The 20,982-nt window shown below is 67.0% G+C and carries 25 protein-coding genes and 1 tRNA gene; 15 read left to right on the forward strand and 11 right to left on the reverse strand.

Going from position 1 to position 20,982, the window contains the following annotated elements:
• The first annotated feature begins 60 nt into the window (after positions 1-60).
• Genes eutM through P0D62_RS17250 form a run of 8 tightly spaced genes read left to right on the forward strand, consistent with a single transcriptional unit; the run spans position 61 to position 6,132 of the window.
• Positions 61-339 (forward strand): ethanolamine utilization microcompartment protein EutM, encoded by a 279-nt coding sequence (gene eutM, locus P0D62_RS17215; RefSeq protein ID WP_275703801.1) that lies wholly within the window; start codon positions 61-63, stop codon positions 337-339.
• A gap of 48 nt (positions 340-387) precedes the next feature.
• A complete protein-coding gene (locus P0D62_RS17220) occupies positions 388-1,008 on the forward strand; it encodes a cupin domain-containing protein (RefSeq protein WP_275703772.1) in 621 nt (206 codons plus the stop codon).
• 2 nt (positions 1,009-1,010) lie between these two features.
• On the forward strand, positions 1,011-1,775 hold the full coding sequence (locus tag P0D62_RS17225) for a hypothetical protein (protein WP_275703773.1): 765 nt from the start codon (positions 1,011-1,013) through the stop codon (positions 1,773-1,775).
• Complete coding sequence (eutJ, locus tag P0D62_RS17230) at positions 1,772-2,614, forward strand: ethanolamine utilization protein EutJ (protein WP_275703774.1); 843 nt, start codon at positions 1,772-1,774, stop codon at positions 2,612-2,614. Before P0D62_RS17225 ends, eutJ begins: the two co-directional genes overlap by 4 nt.
• On the forward strand, positions 2,611-3,234 hold the full coding sequence (locus tag P0D62_RS17235) for a hypothetical protein (protein WP_275703775.1): 624 nt from the start codon (positions 2,611-2,613) through the stop codon (positions 3,232-3,234). Before eutJ ends, P0D62_RS17235 begins: the two co-directional genes overlap by 4 nt.
• Before the next feature lie 11 nt (positions 3,235-3,245).
• Complete coding sequence (locus P0D62_RS17240; protein WP_275703776.1) at positions 3,246-3,539, forward strand: hypothetical protein; 294 nt, start codon at positions 3,246-3,248, stop codon at positions 3,537-3,539.
• Between the two features lie 5 nt (positions 3,540-3,544).
• Positions 3,545-5,110 (forward strand): phosphate acetyltransferase, encoded by a 1,566-nt coding sequence (pta, locus tag P0D62_RS17245; protein ID WP_275703777.1) that lies wholly within the window; start codon positions 3,545-3,547, stop codon positions 5,108-5,110.
• Positions 5,107-6,132: a zinc-dependent alcohol dehydrogenase gene (locus P0D62_RS17250; protein WP_275703778.1), complete on the forward strand. Its 1,026-nt coding sequence runs from the start codon at positions 5,107-5,109 to the stop codon at positions 6,130-6,132. The genes pta and P0D62_RS17250 overlap by 4 nt, the downstream gene beginning before the upstream one ends.
• 23 nt (positions 6,133-6,155) lie before the next feature.
• Here the strand turns inward: P0D62_RS17250 and P0D62_RS17255 are convergent, their stop codons facing one another.
• Both P0D62_RS17255 and coaA read right to left on the reverse strand, forming a co-directional pair.
• Positions 6,156-6,653: a phage holin family protein gene (locus tag P0D62_RS17255; RefSeq protein WP_275703779.1), complete on the reverse strand. Its 498-nt coding sequence runs from the start codon at positions 6,651-6,653 to the stop codon at positions 6,156-6,158.
• 259 nt (positions 6,654-6,912) lie between these two features.
• Entirely contained in the window at positions 6,913-7,848 is a 936-nt protein-coding gene (gene coaA, locus P0D62_RS17260; RefSeq protein ID WP_275703780.1) for a type I pantothenate kinase, read from the reverse strand.
• Positions 7,849-7,952: 104 nt separating this feature from the next.
• Between coaA and glmS the strand changes: the two genes are divergently transcribed.
• From glmS to P0D62_RS17275, 3 genes are read left to right on the forward strand one after another with little or no spacing between them, the layout of a single operon-like run.
• A complete protein-coding gene (gene glmS, locus P0D62_RS17265) occupies positions 7,953-9,785 on the forward strand; it encodes a glutamine--fructose-6-phosphate transaminase (isomerizing) (protein WP_275703781.1) in 1,833 nt (610 codons plus the stop codon).
• Positions 9,786-9,844: 59 nt separating this feature from the next.
• Positions 9,845-10,321, forward strand: coding sequence for a SigE family RNA polymerase sigma factor (locus P0D62_RS17270; RefSeq protein WP_275703782.1), 477 nt, complete (start codon positions 9,845-9,847; stop codon positions 10,319-10,321).
• The gene (locus P0D62_RS17275; protein ID WP_275703783.1) at positions 10,318-12,237 is read left to right on the forward strand and encodes a hypothetical protein; all 1,920 of its coding nucleotides are present in this window, start codon (positions 10,318-10,320) and stop codon (positions 12,235-12,237) included. The genes P0D62_RS17270 and P0D62_RS17275 overlap by 4 nt, the downstream gene beginning before the upstream one ends.
• A 169-nt stretch (positions 12,238-12,406) precedes the next feature.
• Here the strand turns inward: P0D62_RS17275 and P0D62_RS17280 are convergent, their stop codons facing one another.
• Positions 12,407-12,811 carry a hypothetical protein gene (locus P0D62_RS17280; RefSeq protein WP_275703784.1) on the reverse strand — a complete coding sequence of 135 codons (405 nt, stop codon included), beginning with the start codon at positions 12,809-12,811 and terminating at the stop codon, positions 12,407-12,409.
• Positions 12,812-13,061: 250 nt separating this feature from the next.
• Between P0D62_RS17280 and P0D62_RS17285 the strand changes: the two genes are divergently transcribed.
• Positions 13,062-13,760 (forward strand): GNAT family N-acetyltransferase, encoded by a 699-nt coding sequence (locus tag P0D62_RS17285; RefSeq protein WP_275703785.1) that lies wholly within the window; start codon positions 13,062-13,064, stop codon positions 13,758-13,760.
• Positions 13,761-13,918: 158 nt separating this feature from the next.
• Here the strand turns inward: P0D62_RS17285 and P0D62_RS17290 are convergent, their stop codons facing one another.
• Genes P0D62_RS17290 through P0D62_RS17300 form a run of 3 tightly spaced genes read right to left on the reverse strand, consistent with a single transcriptional unit; the run spans position 13,919 to position 15,139 of the window.
• Positions 13,919-14,275, reverse strand: a complete 357-nt coding sequence (locus tag P0D62_RS17290) for a VOC family protein (protein ID WP_275703786.1) — start codon at positions 14,273-14,275, stop codon at positions 13,919-13,921.
• Positions 14,272-14,835, reverse strand: a complete 564-nt coding sequence (locus tag P0D62_RS17295) for an SRPBCC domain-containing protein (protein ID WP_275703787.1) — start codon at positions 14,833-14,835, stop codon at positions 14,272-14,274. Before P0D62_RS17295 ends, P0D62_RS17290 begins: the two co-directional genes overlap by 4 nt.
• Positions 14,825-15,139 (reverse strand): ArsR/SmtB family transcription factor, encoded by a 315-nt coding sequence (locus P0D62_RS17300; RefSeq protein ID WP_275703788.1) that lies wholly within the window; start codon positions 15,137-15,139, stop codon positions 14,825-14,827. The genes P0D62_RS17295 and P0D62_RS17300 overlap by 11 nt, the downstream gene beginning before the upstream one ends.
• Positions 15,140-15,195: 56 nt before the next feature.
• Between P0D62_RS17300 and P0D62_RS17305 the strand changes: the two genes are divergently transcribed.
• The gene (locus P0D62_RS17305) at positions 15,196-16,107 is read left to right on the forward strand and encodes an SRPBCC domain-containing protein (protein WP_275703789.1); all 912 of its coding nucleotides are present in this window, start codon (positions 15,196-15,198) and stop codon (positions 16,105-16,107) included.
• A 210-nt stretch (positions 16,108-16,317) separates the two neighbouring features.
• Here P0D62_RS17305 and P0D62_RS17310 read toward each other — a convergent pair whose 3' ends face one another.
• Both P0D62_RS17310 and P0D62_RS17315 read right to left on the reverse strand, forming a co-directional pair.
• The gene (locus tag P0D62_RS17310) at positions 16,318-17,400 is read right to left on the reverse strand and encodes an SH3 domain-containing protein (protein WP_275703790.1); all 1,083 of its coding nucleotides are present in this window, start codon (positions 17,398-17,400) and stop codon (positions 16,318-16,320) included.
• 115 nt (positions 17,401-17,515) lie between these two features.
• Positions 17,516-17,591: transfer RNA gene (locus tag P0D62_RS17315), tRNA-Arg, on the reverse strand.
• Positions 17,592-17,721: 130 nt separating this feature from the next.
• On the opposite strand from P0D62_RS17315, the gene P0D62_RS17320 reads away from it, so the two are divergent.
• Both P0D62_RS17320 and P0D62_RS17325 read left to right on the forward strand, forming a co-directional pair.
• Positions 17,722-19,110: a UTP--glucose-1-phosphate uridylyltransferase gene (locus P0D62_RS17320; RefSeq protein WP_275703791.1), complete on the forward strand. Its 1,389-nt coding sequence runs from the start codon at positions 17,722-17,724 to the stop codon at positions 19,108-19,110.
• Positions 19,107-19,460 (forward strand): hypothetical protein, encoded by a 354-nt coding sequence (locus P0D62_RS17325; protein ID WP_275703792.1) that lies wholly within the window; start codon positions 19,107-19,109, stop codon positions 19,458-19,460. The genes P0D62_RS17320 and P0D62_RS17325 overlap by 4 nt, the downstream gene beginning before the upstream one ends.
• A 44-nt stretch (positions 19,461-19,504) precedes the next feature.
• Here P0D62_RS17325 and mscL read toward each other — a convergent pair whose 3' ends face one another.
• The 3 genes from mscL to P0D62_RS17340 form a co-directional block, all read right to left on the reverse strand.
• A complete protein-coding gene (gene mscL, locus P0D62_RS17330) occupies positions 19,505-19,870 on the reverse strand; it encodes a large conductance mechanosensitive channel protein MscL (RefSeq protein WP_275703793.1) in 366 nt (121 codons plus the stop codon).
• A gap of 79 nt (positions 19,871-19,949) precedes the next feature.
• Positions 19,950-20,567 (reverse strand): SAF domain-containing protein, encoded by a 618-nt coding sequence (locus P0D62_RS17335; protein ID WP_275703794.1) that lies wholly within the window; start codon positions 20,565-20,567, stop codon positions 19,950-19,952.
• 75 nt (positions 20,568-20,642) lie between these two features.
• Positions 20,643-20,927 carry an FmdB family zinc ribbon protein gene (locus P0D62_RS17340; RefSeq protein WP_275703795.1) on the reverse strand — a complete coding sequence of 95 codons (285 nt, stop codon included), beginning with the start codon at positions 20,925-20,927 and terminating at the stop codon, positions 20,643-20,645.
• Positions 20,928-20,982 lie beyond the last annotated feature (55 nt).

Raw genomic sequence — 20,982 nt, forward strand, 5'->3', positions numbered from 1 at the left:
GAAAACGCAACAACAACCACCACCACACCCACTCAAACAAGGAGAACTGAAATGCCCGATGTGAACATGATCGCTCTCGGAATGGTCGAGACGAAGGGCCTGATCGGTGCGATCGAGGCCGCCGACGCCATGGTCAAGGCTGCCAACGTCAAGCTGATCGGCAAGGAGCAGATCGGCTCCGCATACGTGACCGTCATGGTGCGCGGCGACGTCGGCGCGGTCAAGGCCGCCACCGATGCCGGCGCCGCAGCGGCCGGACGCGTCGGCGAGCTCGTCTCCGTGCACGTGATCCCGCGCCCGCACGGCGACGTCGAGTCGATCCTGCCCAAGGCCAACTGAGGCCCGTCTTTCCCCATAGGCAACGCCACCATCGAGAGGTAAAGGGATATGTCCCGGGAAGTCATCACAGCGGAACAGGTGCAGCAGGTCGCCGTCGGCGGCACGCTGTCCGTGTCCGAGCGCGCCATCATCACCCCGTTGGCGCGCGACGTCGCGGCTGAGCGGCGCGTGACGATCGCCCGGGGCGCGCCCTCCGTCGTCACCCAGCTGCCGTCGGCGACCGCCGATGGTACGGAGGCGAAGATCCGCGAGATCGTGGCCCGAGTCCTGGCGGGCGGTGGGGGCCTCGGCGTCCCCGCCGCCGCGCCCAGCCGCCCGAGCGTCAAGCTCGCGCGGATCGCCGAGTCCCCGCTCGAGCCCTTCCCGTTCCCCGGCCCGGGGCCCGATCAGAAGGTGCACGCCGTCGACGTGGTCACCACCGACGACGGCTCCCCGATCGCCGCCGGCTACATGTCGCTCACCGAGGGCGCCTTCGAATGGACCCTCAACTACGACGAGGTCCAGATCGTGCTGGAGGGCGAACTCCACCTCGGCCTCGACGGTGGCAACAAGGTGGGTCGTTCCGGCGACATCTTCTACGTTCCCAAGGGCTCCACCATCACCTTCGGCACGCCGTCGTGGGCGAAGTTCATCTACGTCACCTTCCCGGCTGACTGGGCGGAGCAGTAACCGTGTTCGTCACCGAGTCCGACCTGCGCGAGCAGCTCCGCCGCCCCACCGTGGGGGCGCGCGTCGTGGTGCCCGCCGGGGCGCGGCTCTCTCCCGCTGCCGCCGACTTCGTCACGCAGTGGAAGCTCGTCACCGAACCGGAGTCGGCGGCGGAGCCGTCGGCCGCTCCGTCGGGCAATCATGACTGGGACAAGCCGTCGGAGTTCCCGGTGAATCTGGTGGGCGAGCTGCCGCGCTGCACCACGTGCGGCACCCAGGTGCGTGAGAAGGTCAGCGCGCTCACCCAGCTCAACGCGCACCACTACGCGCTCAAGACCCATCCTCGGATCCAACTGCGCGGCCGGATCGACTCGCTCCATGCGATGGTGCTGCTGGTCCAGTCCAAGGCCGCCGCCGCGGGATACGAGCACACGGCCGGCCTGCTCGGCACCCTGGCCGCCTACTGCCGGGAGCTGATCTCGGCCGAATACAACGAGCGGGTGGTCGCCGAACTGGTGCTCGACGAGGCCGACGCGGAACGCATCCACGAGGTGACTCATCGCCCTGATCAGGAACTGGGCATCCCGCACCTGACAATCGGCGTCGAGGATCTTGAGCTGCAGCATTGGCTGAACGTGGTGCGCACGTCGAGCCGGGAGATCGAGATCCTGGCGCTCGAGGTCTTCCCCTCGCCCCACCATCCCTATGGCGAGCCGATCTGTCGGGCTCTCAACCGGCTGTCGTCCGCCTTCTACTACGTGCAGCTGCTGCTCAAGGCAGGTCGATGATGGCCACGCCGAAGCAGCTGCTCCGCAAGGCGGTCGCCGTGGGGTCGGGCAATCGCCCGATCCGCCCCGACCAGCCGATCAAGGTGGGCGTCGACCTGGGCACCGCCTTTACCGTCATCGTCGTCACCGACGAGGCCGGCATGCCGCTGGCCACCGCGTCGCAGTTCGCCGACGTGGTGCGCGACGGCGTCGTCTGGGACTTCGCCGGAGCCATGGACGTGGTGCGCGGCCTCAAAGAGCAGGTGGAGCGCCGCACCGGCCGCACGCTCACCCGCGGCGCGGTGACCATCCCGCCGGCCGTGAACGAGAGCGACCATCGCGCCCACCGCTACGTGCTGGAGGGCGTCGGCATCGAGTGCGACGCGGTCGTCGACGAGCCCACGGCTGCCAACGCCGTGCTCGGGGTGCGGGACGGCGCCGTCGTGGACATCGGCGGCGGCACCACCGGCGTCGCGATCGTCAAGGACGGCCGGATCGTCGGCACCTTCGACGAGCCCAGCGGCGGCACCCACCTGTCGCTGGTGATCGCCGGCGCCTTGAAGATGCCCTTCGAGGAGGCCGAGCTGCAAAAGCGCGACCCGGCCAACCACGCCCGGCTGCTGCCCCTGGTGGCACCGGTGCTGGAGAAGATGTCGACGATCGTACGCGACATCGTCGACGGCACCGGGGTCGAGCAGATCTACGTGGTGGGCGGCACGGGCGCGTTCACCGGCATCGAGTCCATCATGACCCGGGTCACCGGCCTGCCGTGTCAGGTGGCCCCCGAACCCATGTATGTCACTCCGTTGGGAGTGGCCAGCTTCGCCACCGCGAGCGCTGAAGAGGAGATCAGGATATGAGTGACATCCAGCTACGGGCGTTCTGCCACATCGACCGGATGCAGCCGCAGTTCGCGGCCTTCGTCGGCACCATTTCAATGGGCGACCCGCCCGTCGACGGCATGGCCAGCCTCTACGTCGAGATGTCCCCGGGCAACTCGGTGTTCCAGGTGGTCGACAAGGTGGTCAAGGCCACCGACGTGCGGCCCGGTGCGCAGGTGGTGGAGCGGCAGTACGGCATGTTCGAGGTGCACTCCGCCTCGCAGGCCGACGTGCTGCGCGCGGGTGAGGTGGTGCTGGAGGAGTTGGGGCTTGAGCAGTCGTCCCGGATCGCGCCCAAGGTGGCGTCGCAGCAGATCATCACCAACGTCAACCCGTATCAGGCGCAGCTGCTGAACCGACTCAACCGCGGCACCATGCTGGTGGCCGGGCAGACCATGCTGGTGCTCGAGGTGGAACCGGCCGCCTACATCACGCTCGCGGCCAACGAGGCGGAGAAGGCCGCGCCCGTCTTCCTCAACCACTTCTCCTCCGTGGGCGTCTACGGCCGGATGTGGATGTCGGGCAGCGAGTCCGACATTCTCGCCGCGCGCGACGCCGCCATCACCGCCATTGAATCCGTCACCGGTCGCGAGTCCTGAGGAGCAGCGTCATGTCACGTCGAGTCATCACCAAGGTCACCATCGACGAGGCGCTGGCCTCGGGATCCAAGCAGTGCGTCGTGGGGGAGCGCGACATCGTCACGGCCCTCGCCAAGGAGTACGCCATGGAGCGCGGCGTCCGGCTGGTCTCCTCGGGGGCCGCACCGGAGGTGCGGGCCGGCACCGGCACCGGCACCGGCGCCAGTGCCGGCGACGCGGAGCAGGTGCGCGCGGCGGTGATCGCCGCCCTCGGGCACGAGCCCGCTGGGCTCGGCGCCGCGATCGACAAGGTGCTGAAGGGCTGAGTCGCATGACGGCGGTGTATCTCGCGGCGGTGCGACGCTGCCCCGCTCTGCGCGATGTGGCCAGGGCGACGCTGCGACAGGTCGCGGGCTCGGGGCGAGTGGGGCTGTTCGTGCCGCTCCTGCAGTCGTCCGACGATGCCACCTTGCGGGTGCTGCGGTCGCTGCTCGGCGATCCGGAGCTGGCCGTCGGCGGCGTGACGCTCGACGAGTTCCTGCGCGCCGACGAGGCGGCCCTGGTGCGCATCGTCGCCGCGTACGTCGAGCTCGCGGCGCGCTGCGACACCGTAATCGTCGTGGGCAGCGATTACAGCTCGCCGCTGGCCCCCGTCGAGTTCGGGGCCAACGCGACGATCGCCGCCAACCTCGGCGCCGCCATGGTGCTCGTGGCGGATGATGCCGACGTGGCTCGGGTCGCCATAAAGGACGCCCGACGACGCCACGCCCTCGTCTCCGGCGTGCTGTATTTGGGCAGCGGACGCGAGGATCTGGGCGTCCCGACGCAGCGCGTCGAACTGGCCTCGTCGGTGCTGACCCGCTCGTTCCGACTGAGTTCCGATCTGTTGGAGGTTCCCGGAGAGCCGCCGATGACGCCGCTGCGCTTCGAGGGCGGGCTGCTTCGTCGCGCCCGCGCGGTCGGCCAGCACATTGTGCTGCCGGAGGGCGACGAGGAGCGGATCCTGCGCGCCGCGCACCGGTTGTTGGCGGAGAAGACTTGCCGGCTCACACTGCTGGGCGACGCGGCGGCGGTGAAGGGCCGAGCCAAGGAACTGGGCCTGAACCTCGACGCGGCCGAGGTGGTCGATCCCGCTACAAGCCCGCTGCGCGAGCGGTTCGCCGCCCGGTACGCCGAGCTTCGGGCCAAGAAGGGCGTGACGCTCGAGCAGGCGCGCGAGCGGGTGGCGGACGTGTCTTACTTCGGCACCATGATGGTGCTCGAAGGCATCGCCGACGGCATGGTCTCGGGGGCGGTCAACACCACGGCGCACACCATCCGGCCGTCGCTCGAGGTGGTCAAGACCAGGCCCGGCGTCTCGGTGGTCTCGTCGGTGTTCCTGATGTGCCTCGCCGACCGGGTGCTGGTGTTCGGCGACTGCGCCGTCAACCCCAATCCGAATGCCGCCCAGCTGGCCGACATCGCGATCAGCTCGGCGGAGACGGCCCGCGCGTTCGGCATCGAGCCCCGCGTCGCGATGCTGTCCTACGCCACCGGCGACTCCGGCAGCGGACCCGACGTCGATCTCGTGGTGGCGGCGACGGAAGAGGTGCGCTCCCGCGCGCCCGGGCTGGCCGTCGATGGCCCGCTTCAGTACGACGCCGCCGTCGACCCCGACGTCGGCACGCGCAAACGCCCGGGCTCGCCTGTCGCCGGCCGTGCCACGGTGCTGATCTTCCCCGACCTCAGCGCCGGAAACGCCGCCTACAAGGCTGTTCAGCGCAGCGCCAACGCGCTGGCCATCGGTCCCGTGCTGCAAGGACTCAACAAACCCGTCAACGACCTGTCACGGGGAGCGCTGGTGGAGGACATCGTCAACACCGTCGCGATCACCGCCATCCAAGGAGGAGCCGCATGACGACGATGCTCGCGGCCGCCGTCACCCAGTTCGGCAAGCCGCTGGAACTCCGAGAGATAGAGGTGCCCACGCCGGGGCCGGGCCAGGTGCTGGTCAAGGTGCACGCGGTGGGCGTCTGCCACACCGATCTGCACGCCGCCGACGGCGACTGGGACAACAAGCCGCCGCTTCCCCGGATACCCGGCCACGAGGCTGTCGGCGAGGTGGTCGCGGTGGGCGAGGCGGTCAACGCCGTGCACGTCGGGGACCGCGTCGGCGTGCCATGGCTGCATCAGGCCTGCGGACGCTGCGAGCAGTGCCTCACCGGCTGGGAGACGTTGTGCCCCAAGCAGAAGCGCACCGGCTATGACGTCGACGGCGGCTTCGCGGAGTACGTGCTGGCCGATCCGCTGTATCTGGCGCACCTGCCAGATTCGCTCGACTACGTGCAGGCCGCGCCGCTGGTGTGCGCCGGCGTCACGGTCTACAAGGGCCTGGTGATGACGGAGGCCAGCGCCGGCGACTGGGTGGTGATCAGCGGCATCGGTGGTCTTGGCCATCTCGCGGTGCAGTATGCCGCCGCCATGGGCTTCCGGGTGGTGGCCGTCGACATCGAAGAGTCCAAGCTCGATCTGGCCGCAAAACTCGGCGCGACGATGACCGTCAACGCCGCAACGACGGACGTCGTGGGCTACCTGCAACGGGCCATCGGGGGAGCCCACGGCGTTCTTGTCACCGCCGTCGGACGGGCGGCCTTCGGGCAGGCGATCGGCTTCACCCGGCCGGGTGGGACGATCGTGCTGAACGGCATCCCGCCCGGCGAGATGTCGATGTCGATCTTCGACGTGGTGATGCGAGCGATCACGCTGCGCGGGTCGATCGTCGGTACTCGCTCCGACATGGCGCGAGCGTTGGCCCTGGCCGATCAGTGCAACGTGAGAGCGACCATCCACACGGCCCGGCTGCGCGACATTAATGACATCTTCCGCACCATGAGAACCTCATCGATCCCCGGTCGCACCGTCATCGACACCTTCGCGTAGCAGCCCACGCCCGGCGAGGAGCCTCAGCTGGCCGGTCGCGAGAACGGGTGGTCGCCTGTCGTCGAGACCGCGCTCGGCTTGATATTCACCACCTCGGCGGTGGTTTCCTTGGGCTGCAGGAAGGAGTCGATCACCGTGTTGACGGTGGCCTTGGCCTCGGCGATGGTCGCCTCGGGCTTCTTGACCTTCTTGAACCGGTTGAGACCCAGCTTCGCCAGGATCGCGGCCAGCAGCACGGAGATGATCGCGCTGGCCGCGAACCCCCACACCAGGCCGGCGGTGAGCGTCATGTCGAAGATGGTCGTCAGCAGCCAGCAGACGAACAAAGCGAGTGCGATGACGAGCATCCACAGCGCGTGCACCACGAAGATCGCGGCTCCTGCCATGAAGCCTGCGCCGAAGCCCGCATGCTTGGCGGCCGGCTTGAGTTCTGCGGCGGCGAGTTCCTTCTCGCGCTCCGCGAATACCGTCAGCTCGTCACGCAGGTTGTTGACCGCCTGGCCGATGTCTACGGAAGCCATGTGATGTCCTTTCGCCAGTGAACAATCTACCGGCAAGCGCTCGGCTGTGGGGGATGACGGTCTTTGAGGTGCGAGGAACGAGCCTCGAAAAGACCCGACCGGCAGCCGAACAACAGTCTCTGCCGAAGGTCACGCCCGCTCTTTTCGAGGCTCCTCGCAGAGCTCGTCGCACCTCAAAGAGCGTCAATGGCGCTGCGCGCTGGTCTTGATCGTCGAGGCCCGCTGTGCTCCGCACCTCCAAGAGCGTGGTGTGATCGTCCTAGATCTTGCGGATCCGGATCGACGAGATGATGTGGTCGGGGCCCTTCCTCAGGATGGCGGTGGCGCGTTCCCTCGTCGGGGCGATGTTCTGACGCAGGTTGGGGCCGTTGATGGAGTCCCAGACCCGGGAGCCGATCTCGCGGGCTTCGTCGTCGCTGAGTTCGACGTAGCGGGCGAAGAAACCGTCGCCCTCGTTGTCGGCGGCTCGGCGACGCAGCTCCATGAAGCGGTCGAGGAACCAGCTCTTGATATGAGCCTCCTCGGCGTCGACGAAGACGGAGAAGTCGATGAAGTCACTCACCGCGAGCCCGGCGGTGCCGTCGGGTTCGACTCGGGCCGGCTGCAGCACGTTGAGTCCCTCGAGGATGAGGATGTCGGGGGTCTCGACGATGATCTTCTGGTCCGCGACGATGTCGTAGACGGCGTGGCTGTAGACGGGCGCCTCGACGTGGGGGGTGCCGGACTTCACCTCGATCAGGAAGTCGAGCAGTGCGCGTCGGTTGTATGACTCGGGGAAGCCCTTGCGGTCCATCAGCCCGCGGTTGTTCAGCTCGGCGTTGGGGTAGAGGAAGCCGTCGGTGGTGACCAGGTCCACCCGCGGACTGCCGGGTGCGCGTCGCAACAACTCCTGGAGCAGGCGGGACACCGTCGACTTGCCCACCGCAACTGAGCCGGCGACGGCGATCACGAAGGGGGTGCGCTGCACTCGGAGGCGCAGGAATTTGTTCGACTGTTCGTTGAGTCGGCCGGTGTTGGCCATATACAGGTGCAGCAGCTGGGTGAGCGGCCGGTAGACCTCTTCGACGTCGGACTGGTCGGTGGGATCGCCGATGCCTCGCAGCATGGCGAGGGTCGCCTCGTCGAGGTCGATCTGGGTATCCTTGGCCAGCGCGGCCCAGGACCGACGGGGCAGTGTCACGAATGGGTGAGGCACCGAGTCATCGTAACAGTGGAGTTACGGCGGAGGCGTTCGAGACCTTCGTCTAGTCGAAAGCCGCAATGTCAAGGAACGCGCAATCATGATGTACGTTTTTCTTCATGTGTGGAATCGTTGGATACGTCGGCAACCGTGACGGACTTGGGGTGGTGCTCGCCGGTTTGAGGCGGCTGGAGTACCGTGGCTACGACTCGGCCGGTGTGGCATTGCCGCACGACGGGGCTATTCATTGGCGCAAGAAGGCTGGCAAGATCAGCAACTTGGCGTCCGAGATCGACGCGAATCCGCTGCCGGAGGGCACGGTCGCGATCGGTCATACGCGTTGGGCCACCCATGGCGGGCCCACTGATCAGAACTCGCACCCGCACGTCTCCGGACGGATCGCCGTGGTGCACAACGGCATCATCGAGAATCACGCGGCGCTGAAGGCCGGCCTCGAGGGTGCCACCTTCAGCTCCGAGACCGACACCGAGGTGGCAGCCCACCTGCTGTCCCGCGAGGTGGAGGCGGGAGCCACCCTCATCGAAGCGATGCGCAAGGTGGTCGTTCAGCTGGAGGGCGCCTTCACGCTGGTGGCGGTCGACGCGCTGGATCCCGACCGCGTCGTGGCCGCCCGTCGTAACTCGCCGCTGGTGGTTGGCGTCGGCGAGGGCGAGTACTTCCTGGCCTCCGACGTGGCCGCCTTCATCGAGTTCACCCGCGAGGCCATCGAGCTGGGCCAGGACCAGATCGTCGAACTCACCCGCGACGGCGTCGAGGTGACCACCTTCGACGGTGGACCGGCCGAGACCAAGGCGCTCACCATCAACTGGGATCTCGCTGCTGCCCAGAAGCAGGGTTACGACTGGTTCATGCGCAAGGAGATCTTCGAGCAGCCCACCGCCGTGGCCGACACCCTGCTGGGCCGTCTCAACGAGCGCGGCGAGCTGGTGCTCGACGAGATCCGGATCAGCCCGGAGACGCTGCGTCGCATCAACAAGATCGTCATCGTGGCTTGTGGCACCGCCTTCTATGCCGGTCTGGTGGCCAAGTACGCCATCGAGCACTGGACCCGCATCCCCTGCGAGGTGGAGCTGGCCTCCGAGTTCCGCTACCGCGACCCCATCGTCGATCCGATGACGCTGGTGGTTACCATCTCGCAGTCGGGTGAGACCGCAGACACGCTGATGGCGATCCGTCACGCCCGCGAGCAGCACGCCAAGGTGATCGCGATCTGCAACACCAACGGCGCCACCATCCCGCGTGAGTCCGACGCCGTCATCTACACCCACGCCGGCCCCGAGATCGGCGTCGCCTCCACCAAGGGCTTCACCGCTCAGATCGTGGCCTGCTACCTGCTGGGCCTCTACCTGGCGCAGGTGCGCGGCATGAAGTACGGCGACGAGATCGCCGCGATCCTCACCGAACTGCAGCGCATGCCCGAGCTGATGCAGCACATGCTGGACAACCAGCAGCAGGTGCTCGACCTGGCCAAGGAGCTCTCCGACGCCACGTCCTTCCTGTATCTCGGTCGCCACGTCGGCTACCCGATCGCGCTGGAAGGCGCGCTGAAGCTGAAGGAGATCGCCTACCTGCACGCCGAGGGCTTTGCGGCCGGTGAGCTGAAGCACGGTCCCATCGCGCTGGTCTCGCAGGATCTGCCCATGTTCGTCGTGGTTCCCCCGCGGGGGCGCGATCAGCTGCGCGACAAGGTGGTGTCCAACATCTCCGAGGTGCGGGCTCGTGGCGCGAAGACCATCGTGCTGGCTGAGGGGTCCGATCAGGCCGCTCGCGATGCCGCCGAGGTGTTCATCGAGCTGCCGAAGGTTTCGACGCTGCTCCAGCCGCTCGTCGCGATCGTGCCGCTGCAGATCTTCGCCTGTGAGCTGGCCACCCTGCTCGGCCACGACGTCGACCAGCCGCGCAACCTGGCGAAGTCGGTGACCGTCGAGTAATTCTCGCCGCACCTAACCTTTCGGCCTCCTCACCTGGTTCTATCGGGTGAGGAGGCCGCATGCGATCTGGGTTCGAGGCGTTCGTCGAGGGGCGCGGGCGCGACTTGTGGCGTGCCGCGTGGCTGCTCACCGGCGATGTGCACAAGGCTGAAGACCTGGTGCAGACCGCACTGACGAAGTCCTACCCCCGCTACACGGGCGACGATCCCGCGTTCGAGGCCTATGTGCGCACCGCGATCTATCGCACCTATTGCACGTGGTGGCAGCGCAAATGGCGTGGCGAGGTGCCGTCCGAGGAGATGCCCGAGCATGAGGCGGATCCGGCGCAGTTCGAGTTGTCGCTCGACCTGGCCCGGGCGTTGGCCGAGTTGCCGCGCGTTCAGCGGGCGGTGTTGGTGCTGCGCTATTTCGAGGACCGCACGATCGCCGATGTGGCGCACCTCCTCGGTCTGGCCGAAGGAACGGTCAAGGCCTATTCCCACCACGCCATCCAGGCGTTGCGGGCCTCTGGTCATCTGGCTGAGGAGGAGCTATGAACGACGACCGAATCCACGATGTGCTGAGCGACGGAGTGCCCCCTGCGCCGTCCCCGACGGGCTGGGCGACGAAGGCGGCGCGACGCTCGACCGCCCGGCGAGCGACCGTCGGGGTGGCCGCGCTGTTGGCGGTGGCCGCGGTTCCTGCGGCGTTCCTCATGAACGGCGAGCGCCCGCTGATCGCCACGCCTGCGTCGCCGTCGCCCTCAGCCCCTGCCGATCCTGCACTCGCCTCCCCGTCGGCGACGGAGGACGTGCTTCCTCCACAGCCGGGCGAGGTGGTGGGCGTCGTCGACATCTACCAGGACGCGGAGGAGGAGCTGCCGCACCTGTGCTTCGGGATCGTGCGACAGTCTTTTCCGCCACAATGCGACGGCCCGACGCTGGTTGGCGATTTTTCCTGGGACGACATCCCACATGCGGAGCACGGCGGGATGCGGTGGACTGATGAGGGCTACGAGGTGATCGGGCTGCTCGACCTCTCGAAAGGCGACGCCGGCACCTTCACGCTCACCCGCCCGATCCGGCAGAAGGACAGGGTCTACGACGACGAGCCGCTGCCCGATCTTCCCCAGCTCTGTGAGGATCCCTGGCTCGATGCCGATCCGAGCAAGACCGACAACGACGCGGCGCACGCCTTCCGCCGGGTTGTGGATGATGAGTTGCCGACGATCCAGGTGTGGAGCAATGGCGACAAAGAGGAAGAGAAAGAGGAAGCCGATGGCTTCAACGTCCTGGTGCACGGCGACGCCGAGAAGGCATTCCGGGCGATCCGGGAGGTGTGGGGTGGTGGGCTCTGCGTGGCGTCGTCGGACGAGCCGACGGAGAAGGAGAGGCACGCTGCGTTCGACCGGATGGTCGACGCCCTCCCGCCGAACACCATGGTCTTCGGCTCCGCCGGCGGCATCGAACGTGTGCTCGAACTGCAGGTCGTCTTCGCAGACGATGCGCTGAAGTCCAAGCTCAAGGACGCGGCAGGGGACGACTTCGAGGTCCGCATCACCGAGGTGTTCACTCCATATCAGGGTGCACCAGTCGCGATGAATACTCCGCTCCCCGCGCAGGGCGACGAGGTGGTGGGCGTCGTCGCCATCTATCAGGACGCGGACGAGCAACGGCCGCATCTCTGCGTCGGGGCGGTGCTGTACTCGTCTCCCGCGCAGTGCGCCGGCCCCACCCTGATCGGGGACTTCTCATGGGACGACGTGCCCCACACAGATGAAGGCGGCGCGCGCTCGACCACCCAGACCTTCGAGGTGGTCGGCGTGCTCGATCTCGACGCGGGTGAAGACGGCACCTTCACCCTCACTCAGCCGATACGGCAGAAGGACAAGGTCGATCCGGAGGATGTGCCGCTCGACCTGCCCAACCTGTGCGTGGACGACTCCTTCCAAGACCCCAGCGAGGGCATCCGGGATAGGGATCCGTACAAGGGAGCAGACCCTGACAAGACCGACAACGACGCGCAGCACGCCTTCGATCGCTTGGAAGGGCTGCCGATCGTGGACGTGTGGAGCAACTACGGCGATGACGCCAACACGATCTACCCGCCAGGGGCTGGAGGGCGGCCGCTCCTGGATGCGTGGAGCAGCGGTGGCGAGGGTTTCAACGTGCTCGTTCAGGGCGACCCGGACGAGGCCTGGCGGACGATCCGCGAGGTCTGGGGCGGGTGGCTGTGCGTAGCTTCGTCGGATGCGCCGACGGAGAAGGAACGCGAAGCCGCGCGGCAGCGCATGGTTGACGTGATCCCGCCCGACGTGATGCTCGGCAGCTCCGCCGGCGGGTTCCAACAACCCCTCGAGATGCGTGTGGTGCTCGCCGACGACGAGTTGAAGGCGAAGATCCGGGAGGCGGCAGGCAACGACTTCGAGGTCCGCATCACCGAGGTGTTCACCCCCCACCCCCACGGTCGGTGAGGTGCGAGCGTCAGCGAGCCTCGAAGCGACCCGGCCGGCGGTCGAATAGTGAACCTAGTCAGGGGCTGTGTCGGCTCTTTTCGAGGCTCGTTCCTCGCACCTCAAAGAGCGTGATTGTCACGCTCGAAGAGTGCTCACGTCGCGAACTCCTAAGCACTGTGGAGGGAGACTAAACGCGCTCGGTATAAGGCCTTGTCTCAGGTCGGAACCACCGCCAGAGAGTCGGGGTGGTGGTGAGCAGGATGATCGCGAAGAGGGTCTGGTTCACCACCCCGAAGAGGGGATTGCCGGCGATCATCAGATAGACCGTCCAGTTCACGGCGATGTCGGCGAGGATAACGGCGAGAGCGAGGACTATGCCCGCCCGGCGTCGCATGATGAGAAGCGCCGCGGTGAGTGGGTCGAGAACGGTGAGGGAGATCCAGAACACGCGCAGCCCGACGTGGAACGCCGCGTAGGTCTCGGTTCCGCCTGCGACCAGGTCGATGATGTGCGACGTGGTGCCGATCAGGAAGCCCACGACCCAGACGGCCAGAATCGCCACGTGGCTACGGGAAGAGGTGGTCCGGATCACCTGCTCATCGTAAGAGCATCCGCGGAACCTCCTCGACGGGCTGCTGCAGGAACTCACCACCCCGCACGGACGGCTCGACTCGTGTGGAAGACGTGAGTGATTGGGGAGGCGGGTCGCGTCCTTTGCTGGCGACTCGCGCTTAACCGCTTGCTAGTCCACCGACTTCGGTGGACTAGCAAGCGGTTAAGCATGGTGTGAGCGAATGCTGCGCCTAAGATGCATGCCTTTAGTGAGAGAGGGACGGCGATAGATGGACAGCGCCACACACCTGCTCGCCCTCCATGTCGGGGCGCTCTATCGGCTGGATGAGCACGGTCGCCTGATCGAGACCAACGAAGCGACGCCAAACCCGGCGCCTCGGGTGTTCGTGGGGCGGACTGCCGAAGGAAGCTCGTGTTATCTCCGACGCGATGTCCCCGAGGGACTCGGGCGGCGTATCGATCAACTGACTCGCGACCTCCCGCTCTACCCGGATCGTCGCGGCGACGCCGAGGTATACGGGGCGATCGAGGATGCGATCGCCGAGGCCGGCACCATCGCGTCGCGGTGGCACGGGTTGGCCTACGCCTTCACCACCCCCTGTTCGCCTATGTCATCGGAGGCCACCGAGATCACGGACGGACGCGATGTGCTCGTCGGGCCGTTCGCCCCGTTTCAGACGGACCTGAAAGCGATATGGCCTTTCTTCGGTGTGCTCCGCGACGGGAGGGTCGTCTCTGCGTGCTACAGTGCCCGCCTCACCGATCACGCCGCTGAGGCGGGCGTCGATACCGACCCGGCACATCGTGGGCAGGGCCTGGCTGCCACCGTCATCAATGCCTGGCGGAAAGCGATCGAAGACTCGGGACGCACGGCCCTCTACAGCACGTCCTACGACAACCTCAGTTCGCAGGCCGTCGCTCGTCGGCTGGGGCTGAGCCAATACGCGGAGACGTTCTCGCTCACCTGATGCGGGCTTGGGCGAGTAGCTCCGCGGCACGCGCTTAACCGCTCGCTATTCCACCGAAGTCGGTGGAATAGCGAGCGGTTAAGCACAGTGCGAACTGCTCCTCTCTCCCGGACTATCGCGGTGCTGGTGCGGTGTGCGGGGCGATTGAGGGCCTGGGCCTAGGCGGTACCGAACATCACCTTGCGCCCGTCCGGATCGAGCACCGTGATGACGACGTCGTCCTGAGCGACCACTTCGACGTGCAGCTCGCGCACGTGATCGAGGAAGGCGCCCTGATCGTCGATCGTGAAATAGAGGTGGGTCAGGTTCGAACTGGGCTCGGGCGGGTAGGCGTACTCGGCGAAGGCCTGGGCGTCGTGGATGGCGATCTGCATGCCGTCGCGGTCGAGCCGCCAGTAGGTGTAGTCGCCGGCGGTGATGGCCTCGAGCGGGACGCCCGCTACGTCGCGGTAGAACGTCGCCGTCGCCTCGGGGTTACTGCTGGTGAGGAACACCCCCCGCAATGATGCGGTCATCGCTGCTGCACCTCCTGGTTCGTTGCGCCGTCGAGTGTCGCCTGGTGGTGCTCGATCAGCGCCTGGCAGCCATAGGCCCATGCGCGCTCGCCGACGACGCGCTCCCGCTCGACGCCGTCCTCCTCGGCGGCCAGCCGTCCCAGGCACACCTGCCAGCCGCCCGCGTACATGGCGGCCGGGCGATGGTCGCTGAGCTGTTGACGCAGTTCGAGGCGAGACCCGGAGGGGACGTGCGAGATGGTCCACGAGACCACGTCGATGCCCCAGCGGTGCACGAGCTTGCGCGGTGCGTCGGCGATGAGAACCTCGGCGTCGAGCGGATCGTCGCCGGGGTTCTCGCGACAGGTCGCCGGGCCGGGCGAGGTCAGCGCGCGGTCCGGCACGATGGGGGACCAGCGCGCCAGGAGTTCTGGCTCGGTGATCATCCGCCACAGCTTCTCGACGGGGTGGGGGAACTCGCGACGCAGGACGAGCGTCCAGTCGCCGTCGTGCTGCAGCAGCACCTCGAGCGGCTCGTGGATATGAGCGACGACGACCTCGTCGCGGGGGCTATCGGTCATGGTCGTTCTCCTCGTTCAGGGCCGTCGCCAGCCGGTCGAAACTGGTGGCCCACAGCTCCACATATGGTCTCGCCCAAGCAGCGACGTCCGGCAGCGGCTGCTCGGTGAGGCGGTAGACCCGGCGCTTGCCGGCGACCTCGGCCTCGACCACCCCTGCATCGCGGAGTACCCGCAGATGCTTGGACGCCAAGGACTGAGAGATGCCCAGCTCGTCCACGAGCGATCCGACGTCGTGGCTTCGCAGGCGAAGCCGGTCGACGATCGCTCGCCGCGTGGGCTCGGCGATCACCGTGAAACCATCCATTCCCATAGTATGAACTAATAATCATATGAATAGCAAGGAATGTTAGGGTGTGGGGCATGAAACCTTCGGCTGTCGTCGTCTCGCTTCCGGTGTCCGACCTGGAGTGCTCGCTCCGCTTCTATCGCGACGGACTGGGTCTGGAGACACCCGGCATCGACGAGTACATGATCGCGTTCGAGTTGCCGAACCTCTCGCTGTTCCTGATCGAGGCCGGTCAGTATCAGACCTACGTGGACCGGGCCGGCCTCGCGCGTCCGGGCGACGCTGCGGGGTCGTGTGTCATCTCGTGCGCCATTGCGACGGAGGACGAGATCGTCGAGATCGTGTCCCGTGCTGTCGCCAGCGGTGGATCGGCACAGCCTGCCGCCGTGCGCGATGGTGCCCTCACTGCTTATGTCCAGGATCCCGACGGGCATGTGTGGGAACTCGTGCACAGCCAGAGCGCAGAAGGGCGCGAGGCGGACGCGTCGACGAGCGGCGCGGTTCCCGACTACGTCTACGTCACCTATATCCGAGCCACGCCCGAACAGGTGTGGGAAGCGCTCACCGATCCCGAGCTGAGCGGCCGCTTCTGGGGTCACTCGCAGGTCTCCGATTGGCAGGTCGGAAGCAGGGTCGATCACGTCCGGATCGACGGTTCGGGGATCGCCGACGCGTCTGGAAGGGTCATCGAGTTCGATCCGCCACGACGCTTGGTGTTCGGCTTCGACGATCCGGCGCGCTTTGACGATCCGACGTTCGAGCCGAGCCTCGTCGCCTTTGGAATCGAGCAAGGCAGCGACATCGTCAAGCTCACCGTCACCCACACTCTGTTGGCGAGCATGGATGAGTGGCACGCCGTCTCCCTGGGCTGGCCGGCGGTGCTGGCGAACCTCAAGACTTTCCTGGAGACCGGGGAGGCGCTGCCGCAAGATCCGTGGGAGTTCCACGCCGACGAGCGTGCCGCGCAGATGGCCAAGAACGGCTGATCTCGCCGCAGGGCCTTAGGACCCTCCAGTAAATTATCGGTGCGTGCCGCTTCCTGGATCGGGCGCCTGACTTCGTTGTCGGCCACGCCCACGTAGCCCCACTACGAGGGCGAACCTCCGCCTTGTTATCCATCCCGCCCAGAAACCGACACACACGCACTAATTTCCTGTCGGGCCCTTAGGTGAGCGACGGCGATCCTCGCGCAGGGGTCAGCGGACGCTGAGGTGCACGTGGTCGTAGTGGTTGGCGGACGTGGAGCCGCGGTCGGACATGCTGCGCCAGCCGTCGCCGGAGCGCTGTGTGGTCCAGATCTTCTGCTCGTAGATCACCTCGACGACGCCCAGTTCCTTCGCGTTGGAACGTGCCCACCTGGCGATATCCCAGCCGGCCTCGCCGGAGATCATCACGTCGATGGCCTGGCCAGAGCCGTGGTAGCCGCTGTCGCCGGCACGATAGCCGCCGTAGCTGGAGACGTTGGGGAACTCCGCGCACACAGCGTTCAGCACGCCTCGGGTGCGCTCGGTGAGGTTGGATAGGAGCTTGCTGCTCGCCTTGCTGCAGCTGGCGTCCTTGTTCACCGAGCCGCCGGAGCCTCCGCTGTTGGAGGCCTTCTTCTCCGGCTTCTCGTCGGTCAGGAAGGTGTCCCTCACCCAGGCGGCCTTGCCGTTGCGGTTGATCTGCTGCCAGCCGTCTTCGGTGACATCGGTGGCGGTGACCTTCGCGCCCGCGCTCAGCGTGGTGATCGAGTCGTAGTCCTTGTCCGGTCCCTTGCGCACATAGACGGCGGAGGTGACGTACAGGGTTTCCTTGTCGTCGCCGAGCTTCGGAAGCTTCGCGGTGGCCGAAGGCGACGGCGTGCTGCTCTCCTTCTCCTCGGTCTTCTTCTCGTCGTCCTTCTTCTCTTCCTTCTTCGCCTTGGTCGTCTCCGAGGGAGAGGCCGACGGAGACGCCGATGCGGAGGTGGTGGGGGTCGCGGACGGCAACGCCGACGCCGAGGGGGACGGCGTGATGCTCGGCGTCACGAGGGCGGGGGACAGGCCCTCGCGTTGCGACGAACGGCTGAGGTTGTAGGCCGAGGCGTCACTCGACGACTGGGTGGCCTGCTCCAGGGGCTCGGCTCGGTTCGCGACATTCGGCAGAACGAGGGCGGCCCCGAGGAGACCGCTCACGGCGACGAGCGCCAGCGGCACGACGACCGTGCGGATGCGGGCGGTTTGGGCGCGGCGGGGCGTCGTGGCAGGGAGGATCTCTTCGACGAGGTCGTCGGGTTCGGCCGCTCGGCGTGGCTGCATGTGGGTGCCCAATCAGAAACTTAAAGACTTTAAGATTATTCTCAGAAATCGAGGTGGCAAAGTCAACTTCAGGGCAGATTTGTAGACGAAAGTCTAGGGGCGGCCGCTGGTGGACTGGCGACCCCGGGAAGATTCGAACTTCCGACACAAGGTTTAGGAAACCTCTGCTCTATCCCCTGAGCTACGGGGCCAACGGGTCAAGGCTAGCCCAACTGGCGGCGCCGTGCTGCACCGGAACTTCTCACCCGACCAGGCGGGCCGCAGGGCGGAGATCCCGGCCACTAGACTGCTGTCGAAGCTCCCGACGAAAGTGAGACTCGCGTGTCCGACGCAGGTTTGCAGGCAGCCCGGCAGAAGATGATCGATGCCGGAGTCTCCGGCCCGGCCATCGAAGTATTTTCCACCTTCTATCGCCAGCTCGAGTCAGGCGAAACCGGCCTGATCAGGGAGGACACCATCGAGCCGCTGCTCGACCCCCCGATGCTGGCCGACGTCGACATCTCCGACGAAGCCGCGACTGATGCCATCGGCAAGACCGTGATCATCAAGCTCAACGGCGGCCTGGGCACGTCGATGGGTCTCGATAAGGCCAAGTCGCTGCTGGAGGTGCGCGACGGCCTCACCTTCCTCGACCTGATCGCGCGCCAGGTGCTCGCCGCCCGCGAGCAGTACGGAGCCCGGCTGCCGTTGGTGCTGATGAACTCCTTCCGCACCGACGACGACACGCTGGAGTTCCTCGCGAAGTACCCGGAGCTCGCCGTCGACGGCGTTCCGCTCAGCTTCGTGCAGAACCAGGAACCCAAGCTGCGCGCCGACGACCTCACCCCCGTCGAGTGGGAGGCCGATCCCACCCTCGAATGGTGCCCGCCGGGCCACGGCGACCTGTACCCGGCCCTCGAAGGCTCCGGCACCCTCGACGCGCTGCTGGCGCAGGGCTTCCGCTACGCCTGCGTCTCCAACGGGGACAACCTCGGCGCCTCCCCGAACGCCACCATCGCCGGCTGGTTCGCCCAGTCCGGGGCGCCGTACGCCGCGGAGCTGTGCCGCCGCACCATCAACGACCGCAAGGGCGGGCACCTCGCCATCCGCAAGGCCGACGGGCAGCTGATCCTGCGCGACACCGCCCAGACCGCGCCCGAGGAGATGGACTACTTCACCGACGAGCATCGTCATCCGTTCTTCCACACCAACAACCTGTGGTTCGACCTGCAGCAGCTGCGCGACACCCTCGTCGAGCGCAACTCCGTGCTCGGGCTGCCGTTGATCCGCAACGAGAAGACAGTGGATCCGGCCGACTCGTCGTCGACGCCGGTGATCCAGATCGAGTCGGCGATGGGTGCCGCCATCGAGGTGTTCGACGGTGCCACCGCCATCTGCGTGGGACGCGATCGTTTCCTCCCGGTGAAGACGACCAACGAACTGCTGCTCCTGCGCTCCGACGCCTACGATCTCGACGACGCCGGCCACCTGATCCTGCGAGCAGCGGCCTCGCCCGAGATCAGCCTCAGCAAGGCTTACAAGACGGTGCAGGCGTTCGAGCGCCGGATTCCTTCGGCGCCGTCGCTGCGAGAGGCGACCGCCTTGCGGGTGAGGGGCGACTGGACCTTCGGTGCGGGGGTCAAGGTTCTCGGCGAGGTGGAACTCACGGATGAAGGCCGGCCCGGAACCATCCCCGATGGTGCCGTTCTGGGCGGTGCATCCGAAGCGTGACCGACTCCGCCCAGCTGGCTCATCAGCTTGCCCATGCGCTGACGGGTGAGTGCCTGCCCGTCACGCAGTCCGACGCCGAGGACCTCATCGAGGAACTCGCCGACTGCGGGTGGAACGCACAAGCGCTGCGGGAGCTGCGGCACCAACGGCAGGCGGACGGGGAACCCTGGCCGCTTCCCGTGGATGTCGACGTGGTCCGCAGTCTGGGCTTCGCTCGCTTCCACGCGCACTTGAGCGAGCTGCGTGCGGTGCTGGGCCTCGACGGCGTCCAGCCCAAAGCGAAGGTCGACCGACCCTGGACGGACGCAGAACGCCGCCTCGCCTCCGACCGGCCTCCCCACTGGGGGTAGACCGACGGAGACGCGGCGGCGCTACGGATCCTCGGCGGAGTCTCTTACGCTCGCTGGGCCTTCAAAAGGTCGCGGATCTCGCTGAGCAGCTCCTCCTGGGTGGGGCCGGCCGGTGCTTCTTCGGTGGGCTTGGTGAAGCGCTCGCGTGCCTTGTTGTAGGGCAGCACGATGCCGAAGTAGACCACGGCCGCAATGATCACGAACGAGACCAATGCGGTGAGGAAGGCCCCCACCGAGATCCCCGCGATGCTCGTCTTGCTGAAGTCGGGCATGCCGCCGAGCATGCCGATCACGTCCATTAGCATGGCCGTGAACGTCTCCACGACGGCGGTGAATGCGGCCGCCATGATGAACGCCACGGCCAGCTCGACAAGATTGCCGCGCAGGAGGAAGTCCTTGAAGCCCTTCATGTCGGGCCTCCTTTCGCTAGGAATGCGCTCACTATAGGACTCTCGTGGGAAACTCCCGGCCGTAGTCGGGGCGGGTTTCTCATGTCGAGGGTGCGATCACCAACCCCAACTGCCCGCTTTGCCCCAACATCGCGACGGCGGCCGCCTCGGCCTCGGGCACGTCGACCATGACCAACGCGCCGCGAGAGCCGCCGACGCTCATCGTGCCGCCCTGGTCGTCGCCGGGCAGGCCGGAGATGCGGGCGTCGGAAGTGACGGGCTCGGCGACGTCGCCCGTCCCGACCACCAGGCTGACCCGGTCGCCGGCGCGCAAGACGCTCAGCAGGCGCTCGTCGCCGACCACAATCGGCACCAGCGCCCGGCCCGGCTCGATGGTGCGGGAGCTCGCGAGGAGGGCCGGTTGGACGACGGTGCCACGAGGCAAGGGGAGGGCGACGGTCTTGCCGAGGACGGGTGCCACCTCCGTGGCCGCATGATCGGGCACCGCGGTCTCGGGAATCCGCTCGAGGTGGAGGTCGTCGGCAGTCAGGCGATGACCGGGCCCGACCTCCTGAGCCAGCACGACCACTGGCGTGCCTAACTCAGGAGGGATGAGTAACTGGTGCGCGACGAGGTAGACCGCAAGCCCTGCGCAGAGTGCGGCGATGGCGCGACGGTGCCATGCGACGAAGGTGGCGATGGAAGTAAGCGGGCGCATACCCCGTGATAGTGCGGCGGGCGCCCGATTTACCGTTTTCCACAGGCCCGGTCTGTCTGCCGGGGTCGGCCGACGTCAGCTGGCGGCGGCCGCCGGCGCGCTCGTCGAGCTGCTCGTGGACGACTCGGCCTTCGCCGGGGCCTTTTCGCTCTTGGCCGGCGCCGAGGTGGAGGCGGTCTTGGACGAGCGGGAATCGGTGGCGTAGAAGCCCGAACCCTTGAACACGACGCCGACCGCGCTGAACACCTTGCGCAGCTGACCGTCGCACTGCGGGCAGTCCGTCAGCGCGGGGTCGGTGAACTTCTGCACGGCCTCAAGATCGGAGCCGCACTCGGTGCATCGGTACTGGTAGGTAGGCAAGTTCTCGCTCCTTCACGGGGCGGCGTGAGCCGCAACTCAACGTGGTATCCGCTGG

The organism is Tessaracoccus caeni (genome assembly GCF_029211185.1).
Classification (GTDB): domain Bacteria; phylum Actinomycetota; class Actinomycetes; order Propionibacteriales; family Propionibacteriaceae; genus Arachnia; species Arachnia caeni.

Bases quoted from the DNA above. Each gene is read 5' to 3' on its own strand.
- P0D62_RS17285 (WP_275703785.1), top strand. From the start codon at position 13,062: ATGGACAGCGCCACACACCTGCTCGCCCTCCATGTCGGGGCGCTCTAT.
- P0D62_RS17240 (WP_275703776.1), top strand. From the start codon at position 3,246: ATGTCACGTCGAGTCATCACCAAGGTCACCATCGACGAGGCGCTGGCC.
- P0D62_RS17300 (WP_275703788.1), bottom strand. From the start codon at position 15,139: ATGGATGGTTTCACGGTGATCGCCGAGCCCACGCGGCGAGCGATCGTC.
- P0D62_RS17335 (WP_275703794.1), bottom strand. From the start codon at position 20,567: ATGCGCCCGCTTACTTCCATCGCCACCTTCGTCGCATGGCACCGTCGC.
- P0D62_RS17255 (WP_275703779.1), bottom strand. From the start codon at position 6,653: ATGGCTTCCGTAGACATCGGCCAGGCGGTCAACAACCTGCGTGACGAG.
- P0D62_RS17270 (WP_275703782.1), top strand. From the start codon at position 9,845: ATGCGATCTGGGTTCGAGGCGTTCGTCGAGGGGCGCGGGCGCGACTTG.
- mscL (WP_275703793.1), bottom strand. From the start codon at position 19,870: ATGAAGGGCTTCAAGGACTTCCTCCTGCGCGGCAATCTTGTCGAGCTG.
- P0D62_RS17295 (WP_275703787.1), bottom strand. From the start codon at position 14,835: ATGACCGATAGCCCCCGCGACGAGGTCGTCGTCGCTCATATCCACGAG.
- P0D62_RS17290 (WP_275703786.1), bottom strand. From the start codon at position 14,275: ATGACCGCATCATTGCGGGGGGTGTTCCTCACCAGCAGTAACCCCGAG.
- glmS (WP_275703781.1), top strand. From the start codon at position 7,953: ATGTGTGGAATCGTTGGATACGTCGGCAACCGTGACGGACTTGGGGTG.
- P0D62_RS17235 (WP_275703775.1), top strand. From the start codon at position 2,611: ATGAGTGACATCCAGCTACGGGCGTTCTGCCACATCGACCGGATGCAG.
- P0D62_RS17220 (WP_275703772.1), top strand. From the start codon at position 388: ATGTCCCGGGAAGTCATCACAGCGGAACAGGTGCAGCAGGTCGCCGTC.
- P0D62_RS17275 (WP_275703783.1), top strand. From the start codon at position 10,318: ATGAACGACGACCGAATCCACGATGTGCTGAGCGACGGAGTGCCCCCT.
- P0D62_RS17250 (WP_275703778.1), top strand. From the start codon at position 5,107: ATGACGACGATGCTCGCGGCCGCCGTCACCCAGTTCGGCAAGCCGCTG.
- P0D62_RS17310 (WP_275703790.1), bottom strand. From the start codon at position 17,400: ATGCAGCCACGCCGAGCGGCCGAACCCGACGACCTCGTCGAAGAGATC.
- pta (WP_275703777.1), top strand. From the start codon at position 3,545: ATGACGGCGGTGTATCTCGCGGCGGTGCGACGCTGCCCCGCTCTGCGC.
- eutJ (WP_275703774.1), top strand. From the start codon at position 1,772: ATGATGGCCACGCCGAAGCAGCTGCTCCGCAAGGCGGTCGCCGTGGGG.
- P0D62_RS17305 (WP_275703789.1), top strand. From the start codon at position 15,196: ATGAAACCTTCGGCTGTCGTCGTCTCGCTTCCGGTGTCCGACCTGGAG.